The organism is Nocardia sp. NPDC051990, from assembly GCF_040680755.1.
Lineage (GTDB): Bacteria > Actinomycetota > Actinomycetes > Mycobacteriales > Mycobacteriaceae > Nocardia.
The window spans coordinates 1-19,605 of the sequence record NZ_JBFAXH010000032.1; the positions used below are offsets into that span (position 1 = coordinate 1).

Genomic DNA, 19,605 nt, shown 5'->3' on the forward strand with positions numbered 1-19,605 from the left:
GTGGGCACTGCTGCGCGACAACCGGCCCTTCGACACCAAGCCCCCGAGCGTCACCGGAGCCCCGGTCGCAGCTTGACATCGTCATTGAGATTCCTCCTCCTTCGGACGCCGGTCAGGGCTGTCCGGCAGCGGCGAGTTCGGTCAGGACGACTTCGATGAGGTTTTGTGCCAGCACCACCTTGTATGCGTTGTCCCGCAACGGTCGCGCAGCGCTGAGTTCCGTCGCCGCGGCAGACCGAAATCGCTCCGGGGTGGCGATGGCGCCACGCAGCAGGTCCTCCGCGACGCCCGCTCGCCAGGGACGAGCCGCAACCCCGCCGAGCGCGATCCGCACGTCGTGGATCTGTCCGGCGCGCATGTCCAGAGCTGCCGCGACGGACACGCTGGCGAACGCGTACGAGGCGCGTTCGCGGACCTTTCGATAACTCGAGCGCAGCGACGTCGCCACCGAGGGAAGTGCGATGCCGGTGATCAACGCGTGTTCGGGCAGCGCGGTCTCTTCGTGTGGGGTGACCCCGACCGGACGGTAGAGGTGTGTGAGCGGCAAATACCCAGAGCCGTCGAGGGTTTCGTACCGCACCTCGGCGTCGAAGGCGGCGAGCGCGACGGCCATGTCGGAAGGGTGGGTCGCCACGCAACTCTCGGACCAGTCCAAGATGGCGTGGTTGTGGTGTGCACCGGCGAGCGCCGGACAACCGCTGCCCGGCGCTCGTTTGTTGCATGGCTCGGTCGGGTCGGCGAAGTACGCGCACCGCGTGCGCTGCAACAAGTTTCCGCCGGCGGTCGCCATATTGCGCAACTGGCCCGATGCGCCCGCGAGGATCGCTTGGGACAGTGCGGGATAGCGACGCCGCACGTTCGGATGTGCGGCGATGTCGCTATTGGTGGTCGTCGCCCCGAGCAGAAGTGCGCCGTGCTCGGTCTCGGAGATCCCGGCGAGGGGCAGGAACCGGATGTCGACCAGTCGCGATGGGGATTCGACGCCGTTCTTCATGAGGTCCACGAGGTTGGTTCCACCGCCGAGAAAGCGAACGTCGTCGCCTTGGGCGGTCAGCTGCAAAGCCTCGGATACCTGGGTGGCGCGATGGTACGCGAATTCTTTCACTGCGGCACCGCATTCCGGGCTGAGGTCTGCAAGACAGCTCGCACGATCGCTGGATAAGCCCCGCAGCGACAGAGGTTTCCGCTCATTCGTTCGCGCACTTCGTCGGCATCCAGGTCCGGTATGGGGAGGTCCGGGGAGATGTTGGCGGTCACGGCGCTGGGCCATCCCCGGGCATGTTCGGACAAGACCGCGACGGCCGAGCAGATCTGCCCCGAGGTACAGAAACCGCACTGATAGCTATCGAGGCGAACGAACGCGCTTTGGATCGGGGCCAGCATGTCTCCGTCGGCGAGACCCTCGATGGTCGTAACATCCGCGCCTTCGGCCGCCACTGCCAACGTCAGACACGACACGACTCGGCGGCGGTCCAACAGCACCGTGCACGCGCCGCACTGGCCGTGGTCGCAACCCTTCTTCGGGCCGGTGAGTCCGAGGTCTCCGCGCACGGCGTCGAGCAGCGTCCGACGGTTGTCCACCTCCAGCGCTTGGATCTTTCCGTTGACGCAAAGCGTTATCTCGCTTCGTATTTCGTCGTTCATATGCACACCCCGATTTCGCGCTCGATGGACGAAGACGCCCGGTCCAATCCATGTAACCATCGGCACGATCGGAAGTGCTCACACAAAAGCCGCGCGGATTTGCACGATCCTGCCGAGCTCATTGACATCCCGAAACGGCCAGGGATGTTTGACGGACACGATTGGCGGTGCGCAGCAAGGAACGGTGTCTGAAAATGGGTCGATACGGTCTGCCGGACTCTGCGAGGAGTGACCGGAATGCCAAGCAACGACGTGCTGTGGCGAGCGCCGAAGGCGATCGGGTCACGACTGTCGAGCTCTTCTTCGACCTTGCCTACGTCTTCGGATTCACGCAGGTCAGCCGACTGATGGCAGACGAGCACTCGCCGATCGCCATAGTCCAGGGTCTCGCGATCCTAGCCCTGCTGTGGTGGTCGTGGACGGCCTACAGTTGGCTGTCGAACCAAGCCCACGCCGACGAGGGCGTCGTACGGTCGGCGATGTTCGTGGGAATGACGGCCGTGTTCGTCGTCGCGCTCGTCATCCCCGAGGCCTATCACGACCGATCCGGCGGATTGTCAGGTCCGCTGGTGTTCGTGGCCGCCTACCTGGTAGCCAGGTTCACCCACCTGGCTGTTTATGTGATGGCGTCCGTCGGCGATACGGCTGCTCGGCGTGAAGGCCGTAAGGACTGCGGCGTCGGCATCGACAATGGCCGATGCACTTGTGAAGACCCTGCTGGAGGAGTCCGACCCCACCCGGATCATTCGGATAGGGACGGCCACGGTCTACCTTGATCGGCTGGCGGACTCCCGAGAACCATCGTGGCGCATGGTCTTTCAGGGGCGGCGCGGCGGGCCGCCACGCCGGCACATCGGTGCCTTGATGCACCTGTGCCTTGACGACTATCTGACCGGGCGGTGGGATGAGGCCGAGTACCTCGCCCGCGAGGGGCAAACGGTGTGTGACAGCGCCGGGTTCCCGTTCTTCGCCTGGTATTTCCGGTACAACCGAGCATTGATCGCCGCAGGCCGCGGCCGTTTCGCCGAGGCGAACAGTCTCGCCGATGAGATCACGCACTGGGCGCTGCCACGTGGGGTGTCGGCAGCTGCCTTGTTCGCCCGGCAACCGTGGGCCCTGGCTGCACAGGGGCAGGGCGACTTCGAGGCGGCGTTCCACCATGCGGCCGCGATGAGCCCACCCGGCACCCTGGCCTCGCACGCCCCGCACTGTACGTGGGCCATGTTCGATCTCGTCGAAGCCGCCATGCGTACCGGTCGTGTCCCTGAAGCTCGAGCGCACGTCGAGGCGATGCGTGCCGCCGACGTGGCCGCCCTCTCACCCCGCATGGCGCTGATCCTCGCCGGAGCCGAAGCACTCGTCAGCGACGAGGACGAGGTTTCGGCCCGCGTGGAGGCAATGCTGGCCGACCCGGAAACCCAGCGGTGGCAGTTCGAGTCTTCCCGGGTCAGGCTCACCTACGGCGAAAAACTGCGCCGGACGGCACCGCCTGTGAGAGCCCGCCCATATCTGATCGCGGCACGTGACGGTTTCGCGGCCATGAACGCCGAGCCCTGGGTTGAACGCGCCCGCAATGAGTTACGGGCGACCGGCTATCGCCAGAGAGATCTGCCCACGACATCGGGGCCCGAGGCATTGACCGCCCAGGAAGCGCAGATCGCGCGCCTGGCGGCGCGTGGGCTGACCAACAAGCAAATCGGTGAGCGCCTGTACCTGTCGCACCGCACCGTCGGCGCGCACCTGTACAGGACCTTCCCGAAGCTGGGAGTGACCTCGCGTGCGGGGCTCACCGCTGCGCTGACGCGACTCCCTGACCCCGGCGAAAGGCCGGCCGATGACGGTCATTCACGCTAGGTCATCGGCCGGTGATCGTGATTCGGAGCGGAGTCGAATGACAGATGTACTCCGAACTGGCAACGCGGACAGTTGATCTCACATCGACCACCGCATTTTTGGGAGTATCCCGATGACCACCGCTTACCGACCCGGCTTCCTGCGCGAATTCCTGCGCGCACCGCTCACCGTTGCCGCGATCGCGCCCAGCAGCGCATCGCTGGCGGCGGCCGTCACCTCACCCATCCCGATGGAGGGTTCGCCGACGGTCCTGGAACTCGGACCCGGCACTGGTTCCTTCACTGTCGCGATCCAGCGTCGTCTCGCAGGCCGCGGCCACCATCTCGCCATCGAGATCAACGAACGATTCGCCGATGCCTTGGCCACGGAATTCCCGCAGGTCACCGTTGCCACCGGTGACGCACGCGAACTCAAGGCGATCATGCGCGCGAACGGGCGACACGAAGCCGACGTAATCATCAGTGGTCTGCCGTGGGCCGCGTTCACACCCGACCGGCAGGACAGCCTGCTCGACGCTGTCGTGGACGGCCTCACCACGAGCGGGGTGTTCACCACCTTCGCCTACACCTCCACGCAGTGGACCCCGCCCGCCCGGCGGCTACGGCAAAGTCTCAGCGACCGCTTCGAAGAGGTCTTACCCTGCCGCACCGTGTGGGCGAACCTGCCTCCCGCGTTCATCTACTTCTGCCGTCGACCGCGCAGTCACCGGCCTGCCCGAAGGGAGCCCGTCACAGCTATCCCAACGCCGGGATTCGACGATCACTACGCCGCTGGAGTATTCCGACGATTCAGAACGGCGTCACGGCTGGGGGCGGTGCCGAACATGCGGCGGTATTCGCGGCTGAATTGCGAGGGGCTGTCGTAGCCGACCCGATGCGCGACCGTGGTGATGTCGTGGGCTTGCGTAGTGAGAAGGAGTCGGGCCTGTTGGAGCCGGATCTGCTTCTGGAACTGGATGGGGCTCTGCGCGGTGACGACCTGAAAGTTCCGGTAGAACGCCGAGGGGCTCAAACCGGACATTCGAGCCAGGTCCGCGACGCGAAAGGGCTCGTCATAGTGGTCGCGGATCCAGCGCACGGCCCGGCCCATATGGTGCAGGCCGCTCTCGGCCATGCCGAGTTGCCGCACGGCGGCCCCCTGCTCGCTGGTGATCAGCCGCCAAAGAATCTCACGTTGGATCAGTGGCGCGAGCGCCACACGATCGCCTGGGTGGTCCAACAGCCGGATCAGGCGTATCGCCGCGTCGAGAAGTTCGGCGGTCAGATCGCCGACCGCAATGGCGGGCACCGGCCCTTGGCGTGGGCGCGGCAAGTCGCCGGGACCAACGTCCAAGAGCAACTCGGCGATCGCTGAGGGTTCCAGAGCCAGCGCGAATCCCAGCGCCGGGTTATCCGGCTGGGCGTTGACGAAATGGCCGGTCACCGGCAAATCGACCGAGGCGACGAGGAATTCGCCCGGCCGGTACTCGTGCACGTGATCACCCACCGCGAGGCGTTTGACTCCCTGCGCCAGAACCGCCAGAACCGTGCCTGACATTTCAATGGTCGGCGGTCCCGACCGCTCCACTTTCGCGATGTACAAGCCTTGGATCGCAGTCGTCTCTCCTGGCCGCGCATGTCTGGCCAACAGCACTCGCAGTTCGTCGAAATCCATGGTCCGAGTGCATCACACTAATCAGCCGATAGTCCTCATTGTTGGAGTATCGGGCAAGTCTTCGAGAGCTTCTTTCTACTATCCATGCACTTCAGGATGGTGAAATTGAGCTATTGGAAAATCCGATCGAATACACACACCGATTCGATCAGGAGAATCACACCCCGTCGAAGGAGAACCGTCATGACTGTCGGCTACGGATTCAATGCCATCTTGACCGCCAATCCCGGCATGGCCGACCAACTGGTCGAACTGCTGCTGACCGGACTGGACGAAGGTAACCCCGGCTCGAGCGAATACTGCCTTGTCTATCTCGTCTGCCGGTCGGCGTCCGATCCGGACGTCGTTCACGTCACCGAGGGGTGGACCAGCGAAGAGGACCACCACCGGATCTTCGCCGGCGAGGCCGCCCAGGCGATCGTGGCCAAGGTTCAAGGTTTCGTCGCCACCGAAGGCCCCTACACCGACTATGTCCCGGTCGGCGGCAAGGCCGAATTCTGACCCGCCCCAACGCTTCTCAACATAAGGAATACTGATGTCGCCGCTCGCCCGTCCTGCCTTCGACCCCGAACTCGGCATGCTCCTCACCGACATGCCGCTCATCCCGCAGATCACCTCGGAGATCCTGACTCAACTGCGGCAAATACCTTCCACGCCGCTGGAGGCCATGCTGGCAGGTCGCAAAGTCGACAGGCGTGAACTCACGATCCCCGCCGCAGACGGCGCGGACATCCCGATGACGGTCCTGATTCCCTCTGATTCAGCTACCGCGGCTCCTTGCGTGTACTGGATGCACGGCGGCGGCATGATCATGGGCGACCGATTCTCGCAGCTGGACATTCCACTGGAATGGCTCGACGCTCTCGGTGCCGTCGTGGTCACTGTCGACTACCGCCTCGCCCCCGAGCACGGCGGCATCACCCCCGTGCAGGACTGCTACCAAGGCCTGCGATGGATCGTCGAGCACGCTGAGGAACTCGGCGTCGATCCCGACCGCATCATCGTCGCGGGCACCAGCGCCGGTGGCGGCCTCGCGGCCGGCGTGACCCTCATGGCCCGCGACCTCGGCGGCCCAGCGATCAGTGCCCAGATCCTGAGCTGCCCGATGCTCGATCACCGCAACGCCACCACCTCCAGCCGCCAGTACTCGGGCGGACCCGCCGTCTGGACCGGTGAGACCAACGCGTTCGCCTGGAACGCCGTCCTGGCCGACCTTCACGACGGCCGGATCCCCGCCTACATCTCACCCAGCCTCGCCGAGGATCTGTCCGGCCTCCCACCCACCTACATCGACGCCGGCTCCGCGGAGGTCTTCCGCGACGAGGACGTCGACTACGCCACCCGCATCTGGGCAGCCGGAGGCCAAGCCGAACTTCACGTCTGGGCAGGCGGATTCCACGGTTTCGATTCGCTCTTCCCGCGCGCGAACCTCTCCGCCGCTGCACGCCGAATGCGGACAGAGTGGCTCACCCGCACCCTCCCGCCCGCCGGACGCGAGAACACTTCCGATCCCCGATCTGACAGTGTGGACGCACCGTGGATAGAAGGCCTCGATCCAGGCCGCGTGATCTGAAAACCCCAGTCCAGTAGAGTGTTTCATCCTACGAACAGCCGTTCTGGGCCGCATTTGACGCAACCCGGTCGTGGTGGAGACTGCTAGCTAGCTGTTGATCACCAGCAGTGTTCGCTGATAGAAGCCGTGGGCGTAGTGGTCGTGTCCTCCTCTCGACACCGTAGAACCTCGATCCCTTTGCACTGCAAAGGGATCGAGGTTCTTCTTTTCAGCAGTCTCCCTTGGCGGAAAGCCTGGGACCTCGCCTTCGCTGGCGTCGGAACGGCGTGTCGGGGTGGTCGGGTCCGGGGTGCGATCATCGAATACCCCTCGGGGCGGGTCCGACCTTCCCGCCCCCTAGCGCCGGGCTCGAACGCGCGATCACCTGGCTGGCGCGCCGCACCGACGGTGACGTGGATGGTGTCCTGATCGCGGCCGAGGGCACCGGTTCCTACCGGGCAATCCTGGCCGATCGTCTCGAACGGATCGGCTACCGGGTCGTCGAGGCGCCGACACCATCGTCGAAGCGGTTGCGCGACAAGGGAAAAACCGATGCGCTCGACGCGTTGACCGCAGCCCGCTCGACGTTGATCACGCAGCTGGGCAAGCTCCGTGATCGCCGCCGCGGCCAGGTCCGGGCCGCGCTCAACGTGCTCAGCGTGGGCGTGAGCAGATGAGCACCGACCGGACCCGCTGCGTCAACTCGCTCACCGCGTTGGTGCGCGCGCATGCTCTGGGTATCGACGCGCGCCACCCGCTCACCGCGGCGCAGATCGCGACCATCGCCAGCTGGCGCAGCCGCAACGAACCACTCGGAATCGCCACTGCGAGAACCGAAGCGATCCGACAGGCCCGCCGCATCGGTGACCTCGACCATCAGCTCAAAGACAATCGTCAACGGCTCGATGCGCTCGTCGGCGAGCACGCACCGGAACTACTCACGCTGCCCGGTGTCGGCGCGGTCGTCGCCGCGGTCATCTTGACGGTCTGGTCGCACCACGGCCGGATCAAGACCGAGGCGCACTGGCCAAAATCGCTGGAACATGCCCGATCCCAGCATCATCGGGCAACACGGTGCGTCACCGGCTCGGTCGTGGCGGCGACCGCCGCCTCAACCGGGCGATCCACACCATCGTGATGACCAGGATGCGCGCAGACGACCCACCCGCGCCGACACCCGGCGACGGCACGCCGAAGGACGCACGACCCGCGAGACCAGACGGTGTCTCCAGCGCTATGTCGCTCGACAGATTTTCCGCACCCTGCACGAACCCGCTCACACCACTTGACAAACATAGAAGCCTCCCGGGTTTGATGCCCATCTTCTTGACAATCCCAAACCGGCGGATCAGCCGTCTTGGACGGGCGTTGACCTCGTCGTAGTAGGGGTTCAGGGTGAACGTCGCGTGACAGGGTCGTGTGGCCGGCCAAGCGGAGCCGTAACGGAAGAAAAGCTGTTCGGTGCGGCGAGATGTGAAGTGGCCCTAAATGGTTTGCGCCGGATCTTGCGCGCGGGGATGCTCGGCCGAACAGTCATAGAGAGGAAAAGCGAAATGGCCGCATCCAGCAAGCGGGCTGAGTCCGAGCCGGAGGTCCGCACGACGGCCGGTGTGCTGCGCGGTGGCCGGGAGGCGGGGTTGGCGGTCTTCCGCGGCATCCCGTTCGCAGAGCCGCCGGTCGGCGACCTGCGTTTCGCCGCGCCGCGGCCGGTGCGCGGCTGGGATGGGGTGCGACCCGCCGTCGCCTACGGCCCGCCGCCTCCGCAGTCCGCCGTGCTCGCGGTGTCTCAGGACACCGCCGGAGGCGACTGGCTGACGGTCAATGTCTGGACGCCAGAACCGGATCCGGCCTCCGAGCTCCCGGTGATGGTGTGGTTTCCCGGCGGTGGTTATGCCATGGGCAACGCCGGCCTGCCGGAATACGACGCCGGGCACTTGGCCGCGATCGGAACCGTGGTCGTGACCCTCAACTACCGTCTCGGCATCGAGGGGTTCGCCCAGATCGAGGGCGCCCCGGCCAACCGTGGACTGCTCGACCAGGTCGCGGCCCTGGAGTGGGTGCGGGACAACATCCGGGTGTTCGGCGGCGACCCTGACCGGGTGACTGTCTTCGGGCAGTCGGCGGGTGCCGGATCGGTCGCCGCGCTGCTCGCGATGCCGCGCGCCGCCGGGCTCCTGCGCCGGGCGATCGCACAGAGTGTGCCGGGGACGTTCTTCTCTCCTGAGCTGGCCGCCGACCTTACCGCGGCCTTCGCCGCCGAGCTCGGGGTGGCGCCCACGGTGTCCGGGCTGTCCGCGGTGGCCCCGGACCTACTACCCGCCGCTGGCGACGCGGTCTTCGCCAAGATGGACCAGTGGCGGGAGCGCTGGGGGCAGATCACCCACCGGCCGATTCCGTATGCGCCGGTTGTCGACGGTGACGTGCTGCCCACGACCCCCTGGCGGGCGCTGGCCGATGGCGCCGCCCGGGACGTCGAGCTTCTCGTCGGGCACACGCGGGACGAGCACCGGTTGTTCAGCCTGATCGACGGTGTGCTCGGCCAGGTCACGCGGGAGCAGACCGAGACCGCGCTGCACGTTCTCGCCGCCGGGCCGGACGGTGCGCGCCGGTATCGGGAGGCGTTCCCGGCCGCTGTCGATGAGGAGCTGTACGAGCTGGTCAACGCCGACTGGTTGTTCCGCATGCCGAGCGTGCGGCTCGCCGACGCGCAGATCGCCGGTGGCGGCCGGGCCCACCTCTACGAGCTGACCTGGACTGCCCCGGGCATGGGCGGCGCTCTCGGCGCCTGCCACGGGCTGGACGTGCCGCTCGTCTTCGGCAACCTGGGCAGTGGGCAGACCGCCATGCTGATCGGCGACCCGCCCCCGCCGGAGGCGGCGGAGCTGTCGGCGCGAATCCGCGGGTCGTGGACGTCATTCGCCGCGCATGGCGACCCGGGCTGGCCCGCGTACGACGCCGATCACCGCCTTGCCCAGATCTTCGACACGGCGTCGACGGTTGCCGCCTACCCGGAGGAGGCCTCGCGGCTGCTGTGGCAAGATTTCACCTTCCCGGCGCTGCCGCTGCTCGCGCGGTGAAAGTAGTCGCACTCGGCCAAGATCGACGTTGGAGTGAAGGTCGCGGCTCCCGCCAGATTGGCTGCTCGAGCTCTGATGGTCGGTCCTGGGCGCTGATGTCGTGTGCACCTCGAGTGCTATCAATTCGCCCGGCAGGCACGTGGAGGGCTCGGCTCCTGGGTGCCTCGATGTGGGTAGCGCCACTCGGAGCCTGGCGGAATCGGAATCTGCCATGCTGCCGTTTACACCACGGGCATCGATCTGCCAGAAGTGTGAGTGCCAGGCCATGGTGCGGCCTCGTTTTTCGGCGTTAACGCCCATCAGGCCACAGGCCCTGGATGCGGACACGTAAGCGCACGAAACGCATCGTGACGCAGCTGTTTTCGGCCGGTAGCCTCGCGCGCGTGTCGATGCACGAGATCGGGGATCTGGTCGAATGGTCGGTGCGGGTGCTGCATACGCGGTATCCGGTACAGGATGGGTACGACTATTCATTGAGGAGAGGTTTCGGCAGTTTCAGAATGCACGGTAATGGCGCCGCATATCGGGTGCACCGAAACTCGGCTGTGCGCTTTCGGATGCCGGGGATTACCACACCCACCGGCCCATCCGGAGAATTCGATACAAACCAGAATGCAAACCGTGGGGTTTCCGTGGGGCTGGGCCAAACAAACAGGTCAGGCCCGGTTAAAAACCGGTCTGAACTGTTGTTTTTGTGGACCTTGTGGGACCTTACTACAACACGAACATGCAGGTAGAAGCGCTGGAGCAGTTGCTGGCGGCGCTGCCCGACCCCGACGGACCAGCCCCCCTGCACCGACCAAGCGGCCTAGTCCAGCCCGGCCCCACCAACTCCAACGACGCCTCACCACCAACCAGAGCGCCGAGATCACTGCCGCATACGATGCCGGAGCCTCCGCCAAACAGCTCGCCCCGTCCACTCGTAGACCGCACCGTTCAGCGTCAAACTCAGCTGAAGATTGTTCGGCACTTTCGACATCCCAAGACGATCATGCCGCGTAGACCAGATACGTGAGCCTGGACCAGATCGCTCGAGTCAGGACAGCACACCTCGAATTGCTTCTTCGGCGACCGATATTCGGCTACGAGCGGATTTCGGCGGACAGCGCTCGCAGGGCACACACGAAGATCGGGACGCAAACTCCGCACGGATCGACGGATCCGGCGGGGCTGCTTGGTCAGGTGTTCGCGCAATGCGGGCTTGTGGGCCTAACGCTTCACAACGCGAACACCCTGATCGCGATCGGGCCACAGATCCACAGATCCGAGTTCGAGCATGTCGTCGTGTAGGCGGACCGCGCGGTGACTCTCGACGCGCAGCGGCCGCACCGCGTCGGGGGCGGTGGGCAGTTCACCGATCCGCGGGTGATGTGCGAGACTCACTGGGCCGCAACAGGTATCGGTTAGAACGCGAGGAGTCAGGTGTCTTTCGAGTAGTGGAGCACACGTTGGGAATCGGTACCGCTGTCCGAGGCAGTAGAGCGCTACGACATAAGTAAAGCCGCCGACAACCGCGCGGAGGACCTGGAAGAACTCTTCGGGGAGGAGCCGGAATGCTTCTTCGTTCACCAGGGTGACCTGACCGTCGACGGGGCGTTGTCGATAGGAAACAATCCCGGTCTGGCGGAGGACACCGTTTACGTCATCGATGGCGACCTGACGGTCAACGGGCCGATGCGCTTCTTGAACGGAGATGTCTACACGCCGCTTTATGTCACCGGCTCGGTCACCGTGCAGCACCTGATGTGCCTCCTGGACAGCAATCTCTTCATCGGCGGCTCGCTCACTGTCGGGGGTCTGCTGATGACGGAACTCTCCGATATGGGAATGCTCGTCGTACACGGTGCCGCTTCAGCGAGCGCGTGGTTCGAAACATGGGACAAGGGCGAGGTCATCTTCGTCGATGATCTGCAGGCCCGTCGGCTGCGGGTGTCCGAGGGTGACTACTTCGAACACTCCGACGCGGATGACGCGGCCGACATCCTGTTGCCCGAGTTCCTGGACGGCGACCTCGAAGACGCCGCGGAAAAGCTCTGGGCCGCCGTAGTTGAAGGACGTCCGCTGCTGCGCCCTTGATTCATCCTGGTTCGATAGGCAGCCGCGGGAAGAGAACCTCATCGAGCTCGCTGCCGACGACACCATCCCACAGCCTGAGATCAGTGCACCCGACCGACGCCACCCCGACGCGGGTCGGCGAGTAGATCTTCCGGAAACGAACAACGCCGCCACTTCACTAGAAGGTAGCGGCGTCAGTGTCCTACTCCACGATTTCGAATCACCGTGTTCTGGTAAGACATCCAAGGTGGAGCTAAGGGGATCTTCCTTTGTGTCCCAACGCTTCCGGTCGAGCACGTTGCGTTGCAGCAGCGCGAACCACGACTCCATGGCCGAGTTGTCCGCGCATGCGGCCACCCGACCCATAGAGCCCTGCAATTGGTTGCGAGACAATAAGGTTACGAACTTTCTGGAACGGCCGGATGACTGTGGGGTGGACGCCTTGCCGAGCCCCGGGCCGGACCGGGCACCGTACTCATCGATGCGAATGCGGCGCGGTGGTGTACACACCTGACCGTGATGTCGAATGCACTTGTGCGAGAGGAACTGTGCAGTGGATGCCGCTACCGAAAAGCTGATCACCGTGGTCGTCGACGCGATTCCGCCCCGTGCTGATCTCACCGCGGACGAAGTGCATCGCATCGTGTGTGCCGAGGTTATCCAGCCGCCATCGCGAGAGCAGGTCGAGCAGGTGCTCGAGGTGCTGCAAACTCTTGGACTTCGGTACATGCCAGGGGATGTCGGCTGGGCCGTGGTCCTGCGGCTGCGCGATCTGGAATACCTGGCCGATCCCGCGCGGGCCAGTCACCCACCGCTGCCCGAGGACAACGGACCTCGATAGATAGCCGCATGAAGGGGCAGCGGCAAGATGCGTTCGGAGGTCAGAATGCCGTGGCTGGGTTCGAATCGGCGCTGGATGAGCGTGAGGGTTGCGGCTGTGATGCGACCGACCGCCGCGTTACCCCGATCTGCCGCAGCTGGCACATACCTGTCACCGGTTGGGAGGCTGTCATTTGCCATCGTTGCGCCACGACGTTGCCAGTTGTGGGACGACCGACAGCAGGTGATCTGCTGGGAGAACATGTTCCAGATCCGCTATGCGGACCGATCATGTCGATGGCGGCCGAACGTCTGGAAATGCCCGGCAAGTGCGGAAGTTCGTTTATGACTCGGTGCATGCTCCCCCGGCACGTGCAGACCGCTTCCGCTGTATTGGACGCTTATGACACAGTTCTCACCGTGCCGTTGAATGGTCTGCCGGACTGGTTGCCGGCCTGGTGTGTGGACCGGTTGGGGGACGAGCCGGTCGGTGTGCTGTTCGAGTTGCGGCGGATGTCGGCGGTGTTCGGGCTGCGGCTGGCCGGTGGGTGCGATGTCGTGGTGAAAGCGCGGGAGGATGGCGGCCGCGTCGCGTCGTGTGTCACCGCGCAGGCCCGGTTGGCGGAGCGGGGGGCGTGCGCCCGACCGCTCACACCTGCGGTCGGCGTTGGTGCTCTGGCCATACAGGGCATTCTGCTGATCGTTCATGATGGTGCTCATGACCGGAGAATCTCTGCGAGTGGACCTCACCCAGCTGCGCAGGTCGTTCGATGTGCTGCTGAGCCACGTGAGGGCTGCGGTGGCGGGCGATACCGTTGCCTTGGACAAGGACTACTTCTGGTCTATCCCATCGGACGAGCTGTACGACCCTTTCAATGCTCCGGCCGACCTGACGATCGGTTCGCTGGCCGATTCCTGGCAGCACCTGAGCGATCTGCTCGCCGATCCCGATCGCGCTGTGGGATATCACCTGGTGTGGCTCGCCGATGTATTGCGGGCCATCGGCCATGACATCTGAAGGGCGTTCGGTGGACGTCGGCAGCCAACGTCCTCAATTGCCGCTGGGCGCGCGGTTGGTGAAGGTCCGCTTCTGCCGAGTTCAGTGCGTTCGTTGGGTGTTCGCCAGGAGGGTCTGGTCGATGAGACCTACGCCGGCGCAGCAGCTCGCCAAGTGGCGTTGTGGAGCCTCGGCGGGAACGTCCGCTAGCCGCTAGCCGCTAGCCGCTAGCCGCTAGCCGCATGCCGCGCTGTCCGGAACGGCCGCCGAGAGTTTCACCCCGAGTTTCGTATGACTCTTCAACGCGCCCAGCAATTTCCAATGGAACCGCGGTCTGCAATCGCGCGTTCTGCCGGGAGACATCTTCTTGATTATCATGCCGTCATGTTGTTGTCATCGAGCGTCTGGACGCGCGTTTTCTCCGGGCTCGGCGCCTGTGTCGCTGCTGTTCTGGTGTTGCTCTACGCGTTCTTATTGCTGCTCGAAGGTATGCCTGACGAGGAGGTCTCGCCAGGCATTCACGCCCTACTCGTCACCAAGCTGATTGTTGCGGGTATGGCGGGTGTGGCGTTGATCGCTGGTGCTGCGAGTAAGTGGAGGTGGGTGATCCTTGGTGGTTGCTCGTTGTTCTTCGCCGATTTCGCACTCTGGCTCGTTTGGTACTCAGGGGTTTTCAGACTTGCGACTTACGAGCATCCCGAGCCTGGCCCGGTCCCGCAACCACCGTTGTTTTGGTTGGTGCTGGTAACCGTCTGGGGCGTGTTTCCCGGTCTGCTCGCAGTGCTCGCGTGTCGACGGCCACCCGAACGTGCGCTCGATCGTCCACAACTTCCGCCGACCGGACCCGCGAGCGTCTAACGCTGGTGATCTACGGGGCCGTCTTAGATGGCGACAGCGAATGCGTCATAAGCGGTGAGGGCGCAATGTTCGAGTGGAGCGATCACTCCTACCGTGATCTGCTCGCGCGACACGCAGAACACTGCCGACGACGCAATATCCGACATAGTCCGGACAACCTGTAATGCCGCTTGGCGCGCGGTCGCCGAACGTCCGCTTCTGCCGAGTTCCGAATAGTTGGCTCAGTCCCGCACTATTCACCGCCGTACGGCGTTAGAAGGCCAATATCAGCGCAGTAATGCGAGATCAGGCCGGATGATCTCGCCGCGATGTCTTGTGCCGGCCTTCGACGTCGGCGCTACCGATCATCTCGACACGGTGGTTGTGGGACGCGGATCAGCAGTGTTCGTATTGACGTACGTAGGGCTGCGACTCCGGTAAGACGTTGTGCCCGGGTGTCTGGCAGCCGCCGACCACGACCTCGAAAAAGGGGCGGCCGTAGGAGTAGCCGCCGGGGCCGTTGGGTGTGTGGATCGTGTAGTCGACCGCCGCGCCGGAGCCTGCCAGGTAGGGAAGATGCAGATCGGCGAGTTGTGTGGTCTGCGCGGCGCTGAATTCCGTACCTACGGGAGGGAATACGGTGACGCCCAGTGTGAGGCCTTCAAAAGGCGGGTCGTAGACCGACACCCGAGCGAAGAACGGGATGGGTTGATCGGTCAGGAACCACTGCCACAGGTCGAGTTCGTCATTGGACGGGAAGCGAGGGGTGGGCTCTTGGTGGGGGGTGACGCGATCATGGGGCCACGGATACGACCCGGGGAACCGTGCCGAGTGATTGGTGAACCCACGCTCCCGCTCATGAACGGTGGATACGATCCACTGGTTGGATGCCAGTTCGGGGAAATCCCGGATGATTCGGCGCATCGCCGCGGTGGCGCGGTGAGGTTCGCTCTCGGAGCCTGCCCGGATGTCGATGGTGTTGGTTATGCGGTTCGCGTCGCCGCCGCTCGAGTCCCAGTGCACTTCGGTACCGGCGGCCCATAGTCGCGCCCAGTTGTTTGCGGCGTTCGCTTCCGTGCTCACGTCACGGCCGAAAAGCCAGTACGCGTAATAGGAGTCCGCCATCCGGTCGATGGTGACCGCTGTCGGGTCGCCTTGGAAACGCCGCGGAAGCGGTTGAGCGCCCATGGCACTCACCACAGACGCGGCCTCGGCCGGTGTGGCGTCGTCGCGGAGCCGCACGTCGAGTATGGCGTTGAAGTTTCTGTTGCCCTTGTAGCGCTCGAACCGGTGTGACGCTTCGGTCACCCCCGGAAGGGCCCGGATGGCAGTCTCGATCTTGCGTGACCAGCTGTCATGCTCGGCCTGGTCGCGTCCATGTCCGAAATAGCCGCATCCGGTCAGCAGAACAGCCGCCATCAGCAACCCGAGGGTGGGCACGGTAGAGCGCATAGCGTTGATCTTGCCAGCAATTGGCGTCACGGCGCTGCCGCCGACGCGCCCCCAGTTCTGTGGCCGGATTGCGAGAGTTTCGACGCAGCTGGGGAATTGCGGTGGCGTAACGGGCGGGGGGTGAGCGACGGAATGGACGGCCCGACCCGACGATCGCCACGCCTCGCCGCCCTCCCGCCCCAGCTATCTGCAGACTGCCATCGCTCGGTCCAATTTCCTTGGGGAGATACTGATTTGAGTGTTCATCCGCCTCTTCGCAGCCGCACTAGGGTTCCTCGTCTTCGCGGGAACGGCTTGGACCTTCCTCCGCGCATCGGGTTCCCTCGTCGATGAGTTCGTCCTGGTGCTGGGTGTCCCGGCTGGTATCTGGCTGTTGGTGCGCTCCGTCGATCAGAAGAAATGATCAAGGCCGACCTGCAGGCGCAGGTCACGGCGTCATCAGATGTCACGAGTTTTGAGACCCTACAGATTTGTAGGTTCTCAAAACTCGTGGCGGAATCTCAGAATGTTTGGCGGTGACGTGGCGGATCCGCCACGGTTCTGAGATTCCGCACGCTTCGCTGGGGCAGATTGGCATGCTCAGCCGGTGCGGTGATCGCAGCAACCCTCCGCCGACTGCCCTAGCCGTTCGTCGGCATTCCTTCTGACGATCGGCTCGAAGCGTGGCGGTCCAACTACCCTGTAATGGCCGATTGCAGGGTGACTGGAGCAGGTCAGGGTGCTCAGCTCGTGAGGCGATCCACCCATGCGTCCTGGCAATCGGCTAACGGTCCGCTGAGCGGCAACGGCTCGAAACCGACGGCCCGTTCACATCTGGGACAAGGCACTTGATTCACGTTGGTTCTGTGACGACGCGGTGATGTTCATACCAAATTCCAGGGACAGTCGATCCGTCCGGCAACCGCTGCGGTCGCCGGTCCTTTTCTGTTGCGCCGATCTTGTCGCAGATGCGCTGCACCGCGAGATTCGACTCGTTCGTGCCGATCTCTACGCTGGTGTATCCGGTGTCGTGGATCGCGTCGACGAGGGCGGCCACCGCTTCGCTCGCATAACCGGCTCGCCGGTGACTGGGGCCAATCCACCAACCGATGGCCGCGAACGACGTCTGGTCGTCGCTGGGGTGCACAGTCGCGCCACCGATCACGGTTGTGTCTGATCGCGACTCGATCACCAGAAGCCCGGGAGTCGGGTGGCCGCGCCCGACCGCCTTGATCAGTGCCCGGCCATTTCGTTCTGTCCAACCGTTGCTGGCGAGCATCGCATCGTCGATCGTGGCCTCGAGCGGGACCGCGTCCTTCTGCGCCGGTCGGCGCAGGGTGAGCCGCGAGGTTTCGATGTCCCGCAGCACGTCATAGCGTGCACTGCTCTCCTTGCTGGCGAGTTCGCTGACGCGCCACACCCAAAGCCAAACCGCGACGAGTACGGTGGCCACCACGAGCAGCAGCCAGACACCAACGATGAGTTCGGTTGCGGCAGAGGGAAATCCGGCCGTAGCCGCGACGCCGATGACTGCTGCGGGAAACCCGAGGAGTGCGATCCATCCCGCCAGCCCAAGGGTGGAACGCCGGGGCCAGTGCTGAAATGACGCTTTGGCAGCAGCGATTCGCCAGGTGGGGAACATACGCGAACAGTATTCGATTCCGTCGTATTCGTCGCGGATCCGTCGCGCGGTGCCTGAGGTGCCCGGGCGGCACCCTCGCCTTTCGTGATCGTTCTCGACGGGGCGATGATCGCTACGATCACGCTCGATCGGCGCGACACAGAGCGTCCGTGTCACGTCCGTCCGGATGCCGGGGATGCCGAGCTCGGCTACATGATCCTGCTGTAGATGCTCAAAACGCCGTGCCGGAATCTCAGAACGTTTGACGGTGACGTGGCGGATCCGCCACCGTTCTGAGATTCCACACTCGAGACCGGATTTCACCATGGCCATCAATAAGATCCAGTTCGACAGACAAGTCCAGTTCCCCCACCCCCGCCACTGGCTCCTCGCCGGCATCCTCCCGATCATGCGACGTGGTCCGAACACCGGAGTGCCGTCTGGCGCGAACCTGCTCGGGTTGCTCAATCACGATGTTTCGTCGAACCTTCGATGTTCCTTGGGGACTACGTCACCGACTGGAAGGCCGCCTTCCGGGTCGCACCAGCCGACACCGTGGCCGACGTCACCGCCCCGCTACGGCGAGGCGGTAGCAGCCGAACACAGTTCTCGACGGGGGTACACCGACTTCGGTGCGCCGCTCCCCTGGCTACAGTCGACCAGGCCCGATTCCAGCGGCCGCTGAGCACTTAACCTCACGATCGAGAAGACGGGCCGACATCCTCCGCGAACTCATCGACGCCGCAACTGGCACTGACGCCAGATATCCACGGGCACAAGATCGCCGCCCGAGTGGACCAGCCCATCCTCGCGTGCTCCCCTTCGGACGGGCGTCATCAGCGGTAGGCGACACCGTCAGGGACCCTCAGTGAAGTGCACGCAGTTGCCGGCAGGGTCGCGTAGGGCAAATTCTCGTCCCCATGGTTCGTCGGAAATCTCGGTCATGGCCGGACCGGAGGTGTCGGAATAATTGGTGGAGACCAGCTGCGACCACTCGGGTGTCTCCTGCCACTGTGCCACGAACCGGAGCAGCAGATCCTCCCTCCCCGAGTCGGCGACGAGCTGGACGCCGACCGGCAACACATCAACCCGGCTTCGCGGTTCTGGGTTTCAGTGCTTCCGCTGCACGAAACCGGGATCGATCAGGGATCCATGTACCTGCTGATTGTGACTGTGGCACAACTGATGTAACGCGAAGGAGGTCTGCATCGCGTTCCAGCGGCCCTGGTTGTCCTGCGCCGCGTTCACCGCCTCCTTGGCAAGCTTCAACGCGAACAGCGGCTTCTGGACGATCCGGAGGGCCAGGCCGAGGGTGAACGATGCGAGCTCGCCGGCCGCCACGACATGATTCACCATTCCGAGGCGGTGGGCATCAGCGGCGGAGACATAGTCTGCGGTGAACAGCATCTCCTTGGCCTTCCGGACACCGAGCTCGAAGGGATGGTTGAACCACTCCGCTCCGCTGACCCCCATCGTCACAGTGTTGTCGAGAAATTGTGCGTCCTCGGAGGCCACGATCAGGTCGCACGGCCATACGAGCATCAGCCCACCGGCAATGACCTTGCCCTGAACCTGAGCGATCGTGGGTTTGGGGAGGTTCCGCCAGCGTTCGCTGAGCCCGAGATACATCTCCTTCTCGACCGCCATGCGTGCCTCGGCACCGGCGCAGCCGAAACCACACCAGGTACCGACGACATCGGACTGCAGGTCGGTGAGCTTCTCCGTGTCACGAAGGTCGTGGCCGGAGGAGAAGTGCGGCCCGGTGGCCGCCAGGATCACCGCGCTGATGCCGTCGTCCTGCGCCGCTCGGTCCAACGCAGCATTCAGCTCGTAGAGCAGACGGAAGCTCTGCGCGTTTCGCGCATCCGGACGGTTCAGCACGATCCGCACGACCTTGTCGGCAGGGTGCTCGACCACGATGGTTTCGAAGTCTGCTGATCGCATCTCAACATTATTGCACAAAGCTGTGCAGAAAGTTGATAGCCTGAGCGCTCCAGTGGCACTAGACAGACTTCTAGCCTTTATCTATTAGGTCTGCGCGTTTGATATATAGCTGTACGAAGTG

The 19,605-nt window shown here is 64.3% G+C and carries 20 protein-coding genes and 1 pseudogene; 13 read left to right on the plus strand and 8 right to left on the minus strand.

Features of this window, described 5'->3' with window-relative positions; all coding sequences use genetic code 11:
• Window positions 1-112: 112 nt before the first annotated feature.
• Both AB0L63_RS32010 and AB0L63_RS32015 read right to left on the minus strand, forming a co-directional pair.
• The gene (locus tag AB0L63_RS32010) at window positions 113-1,105 is read right to left on the minus strand and encodes a xanthine dehydrogenase family protein subunit M (protein ID WP_364508678.1); all 993 of its coding nucleotides are present in this window, start codon (window positions 1,103-1,105) and stop codon (window positions 113-115) included.
• Window positions 1,102-1,644, minus strand: a complete 543-nt coding sequence (locus AB0L63_RS32015; protein WP_364508681.1) for a 2Fe-2S iron-sulfur cluster-binding protein — start codon at window positions 1,642-1,644, stop codon at window positions 1,102-1,104. The genes AB0L63_RS32010 and AB0L63_RS32015 overlap by 4 nt, the downstream gene beginning before the upstream one ends.
• Before the next feature lie 257 nt (window positions 1,645-1,901).
• On the opposite strand from AB0L63_RS32015, the gene AB0L63_RS32020 reads away from it, so the two are divergent.
• From AB0L63_RS32020 to AB0L63_RS32030, 3 genes are all read left to right on the plus strand, one after another.
• Complete coding sequence (locus AB0L63_RS32020; RefSeq protein ID WP_364508684.1) at window positions 1,902-2,420, plus strand: low temperature requirement protein A; 519 nt, start codon at window positions 1,902-1,904, stop codon at window positions 2,418-2,420.
• The gene (locus AB0L63_RS32025; protein WP_364508688.1) at window positions 2,335-3,498 is read left to right on the plus strand and encodes a LuxR C-terminal-related transcriptional regulator; all 1,164 of its coding nucleotides are present in this window, start codon (window positions 2,335-2,337) and stop codon (window positions 3,496-3,498) included. Before AB0L63_RS32020 ends, AB0L63_RS32025 begins: the two co-directional genes overlap by 86 nt.
• Window positions 3,499-3,610: 112 nt before the next feature.
• Entirely contained in the window at window positions 3,611-4,363 is a 753-nt protein-coding gene (locus AB0L63_RS32030) for a methyltransferase domain-containing protein (protein ID WP_364508691.1), read from the plus strand.
• Here AB0L63_RS32030 and AB0L63_RS32035 read toward each other — a convergent pair.
• Complete coding sequence (locus tag AB0L63_RS32035) at window positions 4,261-5,151, minus strand: AraC family transcriptional regulator (protein WP_364508694.1); 891 nt, start codon at window positions 5,149-5,151, stop codon at window positions 4,261-4,263. The two genes, AB0L63_RS32030 and AB0L63_RS32035, sit on opposite strands and share 103 nt — an antisense overlap.
• A 183-nt stretch (window positions 5,152-5,334) precedes the next feature.
• On the opposite strand from AB0L63_RS32035, the gene AB0L63_RS32040 reads away from it, so the two are divergent.
• The 6 genes from AB0L63_RS32040 to AB0L63_RS32065 all read left to right on the plus strand — a co-directional run bounded on the left by AB0L63_RS32040 (window position 5,335) and on the right by AB0L63_RS32065 (window position 9,780).
• Complete coding sequence (locus tag AB0L63_RS32040; RefSeq protein WP_364508698.1) at window positions 5,335-5,652, plus strand: antibiotic biosynthesis monooxygenase; 318 nt, start codon at window positions 5,335-5,337, stop codon at window positions 5,650-5,652.
• Window positions 5,653-5,686: 34 nt separating this feature from the next.
• Window positions 5,687-6,724: an alpha/beta hydrolase gene (locus AB0L63_RS32045; RefSeq protein ID WP_364508701.1), complete on the plus strand. Its 1,038-nt coding sequence runs from the start codon at window positions 5,687-5,689 to the stop codon at window positions 6,722-6,724.
• A 266-nt stretch (window positions 6,725-6,990) separates the two neighbouring features.
• Window positions 6,991-7,380 (plus strand): transposase, encoded by a 390-nt coding sequence (locus AB0L63_RS32050; RefSeq protein ID WP_364508704.1) that lies wholly within the window; start codon window positions 6,991-6,993, stop codon window positions 7,378-7,380.
• Window positions 7,377-7,841 carry a hypothetical protein gene (locus tag AB0L63_RS32055; protein WP_364508707.1) on the plus strand — a complete coding sequence of 155 codons (465 nt, stop codon included), beginning with the start codon at window positions 7,377-7,379 and terminating at the stop codon, window positions 7,839-7,841. The genes AB0L63_RS32050 and AB0L63_RS32055 overlap by 4 nt, the downstream gene beginning before the upstream one ends.
• On the plus strand, window positions 7,754-8,086 hold the full coding sequence (locus AB0L63_RS32060; RefSeq protein WP_364508800.1) for a transposase: 333 nt from the start codon (window positions 7,754-7,756) through the stop codon (window positions 8,084-8,086). Before AB0L63_RS32055 ends, AB0L63_RS32060 begins: the two co-directional genes overlap by 88 nt.
• A gap of 170 nt (window positions 8,087-8,256) precedes the next feature.
• Window positions 8,257-9,780 (plus strand): carboxylesterase family protein, encoded by a 1,524-nt coding sequence (locus tag AB0L63_RS32065; RefSeq protein WP_364508709.1) that lies wholly within the window; start codon window positions 8,257-8,259, stop codon window positions 9,778-9,780.
• Window positions 9,781-10,989: 1,209 nt separating this feature from the next.
• Here AB0L63_RS32065 and AB0L63_RS32070 read toward each other — a convergent pair.
• Complete coding sequence (locus AB0L63_RS32070) at window positions 10,990-11,622, minus strand: hypothetical protein (RefSeq protein WP_364508711.1); 633 nt, start codon at window positions 11,620-11,622, stop codon at window positions 10,990-10,992.
• A gap of 474 nt (window positions 11,623-12,096) precedes the next feature.
• Window positions 12,097-12,252, minus strand: a pseudogene (locus AB0L63_RS32075) (IS3 family transposase); the annotation flags it as partial.
• 136 nt (window positions 12,253-12,388) lie between these two features.
• Here AB0L63_RS32075 and AB0L63_RS32080 point away from each other — a divergent pair.
• From AB0L63_RS32080 to AB0L63_RS32090, 3 genes are all read left to right on the plus strand, one after another.
• Complete coding sequence (locus tag AB0L63_RS32080) at window positions 12,389-12,676, plus strand: hypothetical protein (protein ID WP_364508714.1); 288 nt, start codon at window positions 12,389-12,391, stop codon at window positions 12,674-12,676.
• 696 nt (window positions 12,677-13,372) lie between these two features.
• Window positions 13,373-13,672: a hypothetical protein gene (locus AB0L63_RS32085; RefSeq protein ID WP_364508716.1), complete on the plus strand. Its 300-nt coding sequence runs from the start codon at window positions 13,373-13,375 to the stop codon at window positions 13,670-13,672.
• Window positions 13,673-13,942: 270 nt separating this feature from the next.
• Window positions 13,943-14,509, plus strand: coding sequence for a hypothetical protein (locus AB0L63_RS32090; RefSeq protein ID WP_364508719.1), 567 nt, complete (start codon window positions 13,943-13,945; stop codon window positions 14,507-14,509).
• 375 nt (window positions 14,510-14,884) lie between these two features.
• On the opposite strand, the gene AB0L63_RS32095 is transcribed toward AB0L63_RS32090, so the two are convergent.
• A complete protein-coding gene (locus tag AB0L63_RS32095; protein ID WP_364508721.1) occupies window positions 14,885-15,940 on the minus strand; it encodes a hypothetical protein in 1,056 nt (351 codons plus the stop codon).
• A 238-nt stretch (window positions 15,941-16,178) separates the two neighbouring features.
• Here AB0L63_RS32095 and AB0L63_RS32100 point away from each other — a divergent pair, with 238 nt between their 5' ends.
• Window positions 16,179-16,343, plus strand: a complete 165-nt coding sequence (locus tag AB0L63_RS32100) for a hypothetical protein (protein WP_364508724.1) — start codon at window positions 16,179-16,181, stop codon at window positions 16,341-16,343.
• Window positions 16,344-16,772: 429 nt separating this feature from the next.
• Here the strand turns inward: AB0L63_RS32100 and AB0L63_RS32105 are convergent, their stop codons facing one another.
• Window positions 16,773-18,008 carry a GNAT family N-acetyltransferase gene (locus tag AB0L63_RS32105; RefSeq protein WP_364508726.1) on the minus strand — a complete coding sequence of 412 codons (1,236 nt, stop codon included), beginning with the start codon at window positions 18,006-18,008 and terminating at the stop codon, window positions 16,773-16,775.
• 642 nt (window positions 18,009-18,650) lie between these two features.
• Complete coding sequence (locus tag AB0L63_RS32110; RefSeq protein WP_364508729.1) at window positions 18,651-19,484, minus strand: enoyl-CoA hydratase; 834 nt, start codon at window positions 19,482-19,484, stop codon at window positions 18,651-18,653.
• Window positions 19,485-19,605: the final 121 nt, after the last annotated feature.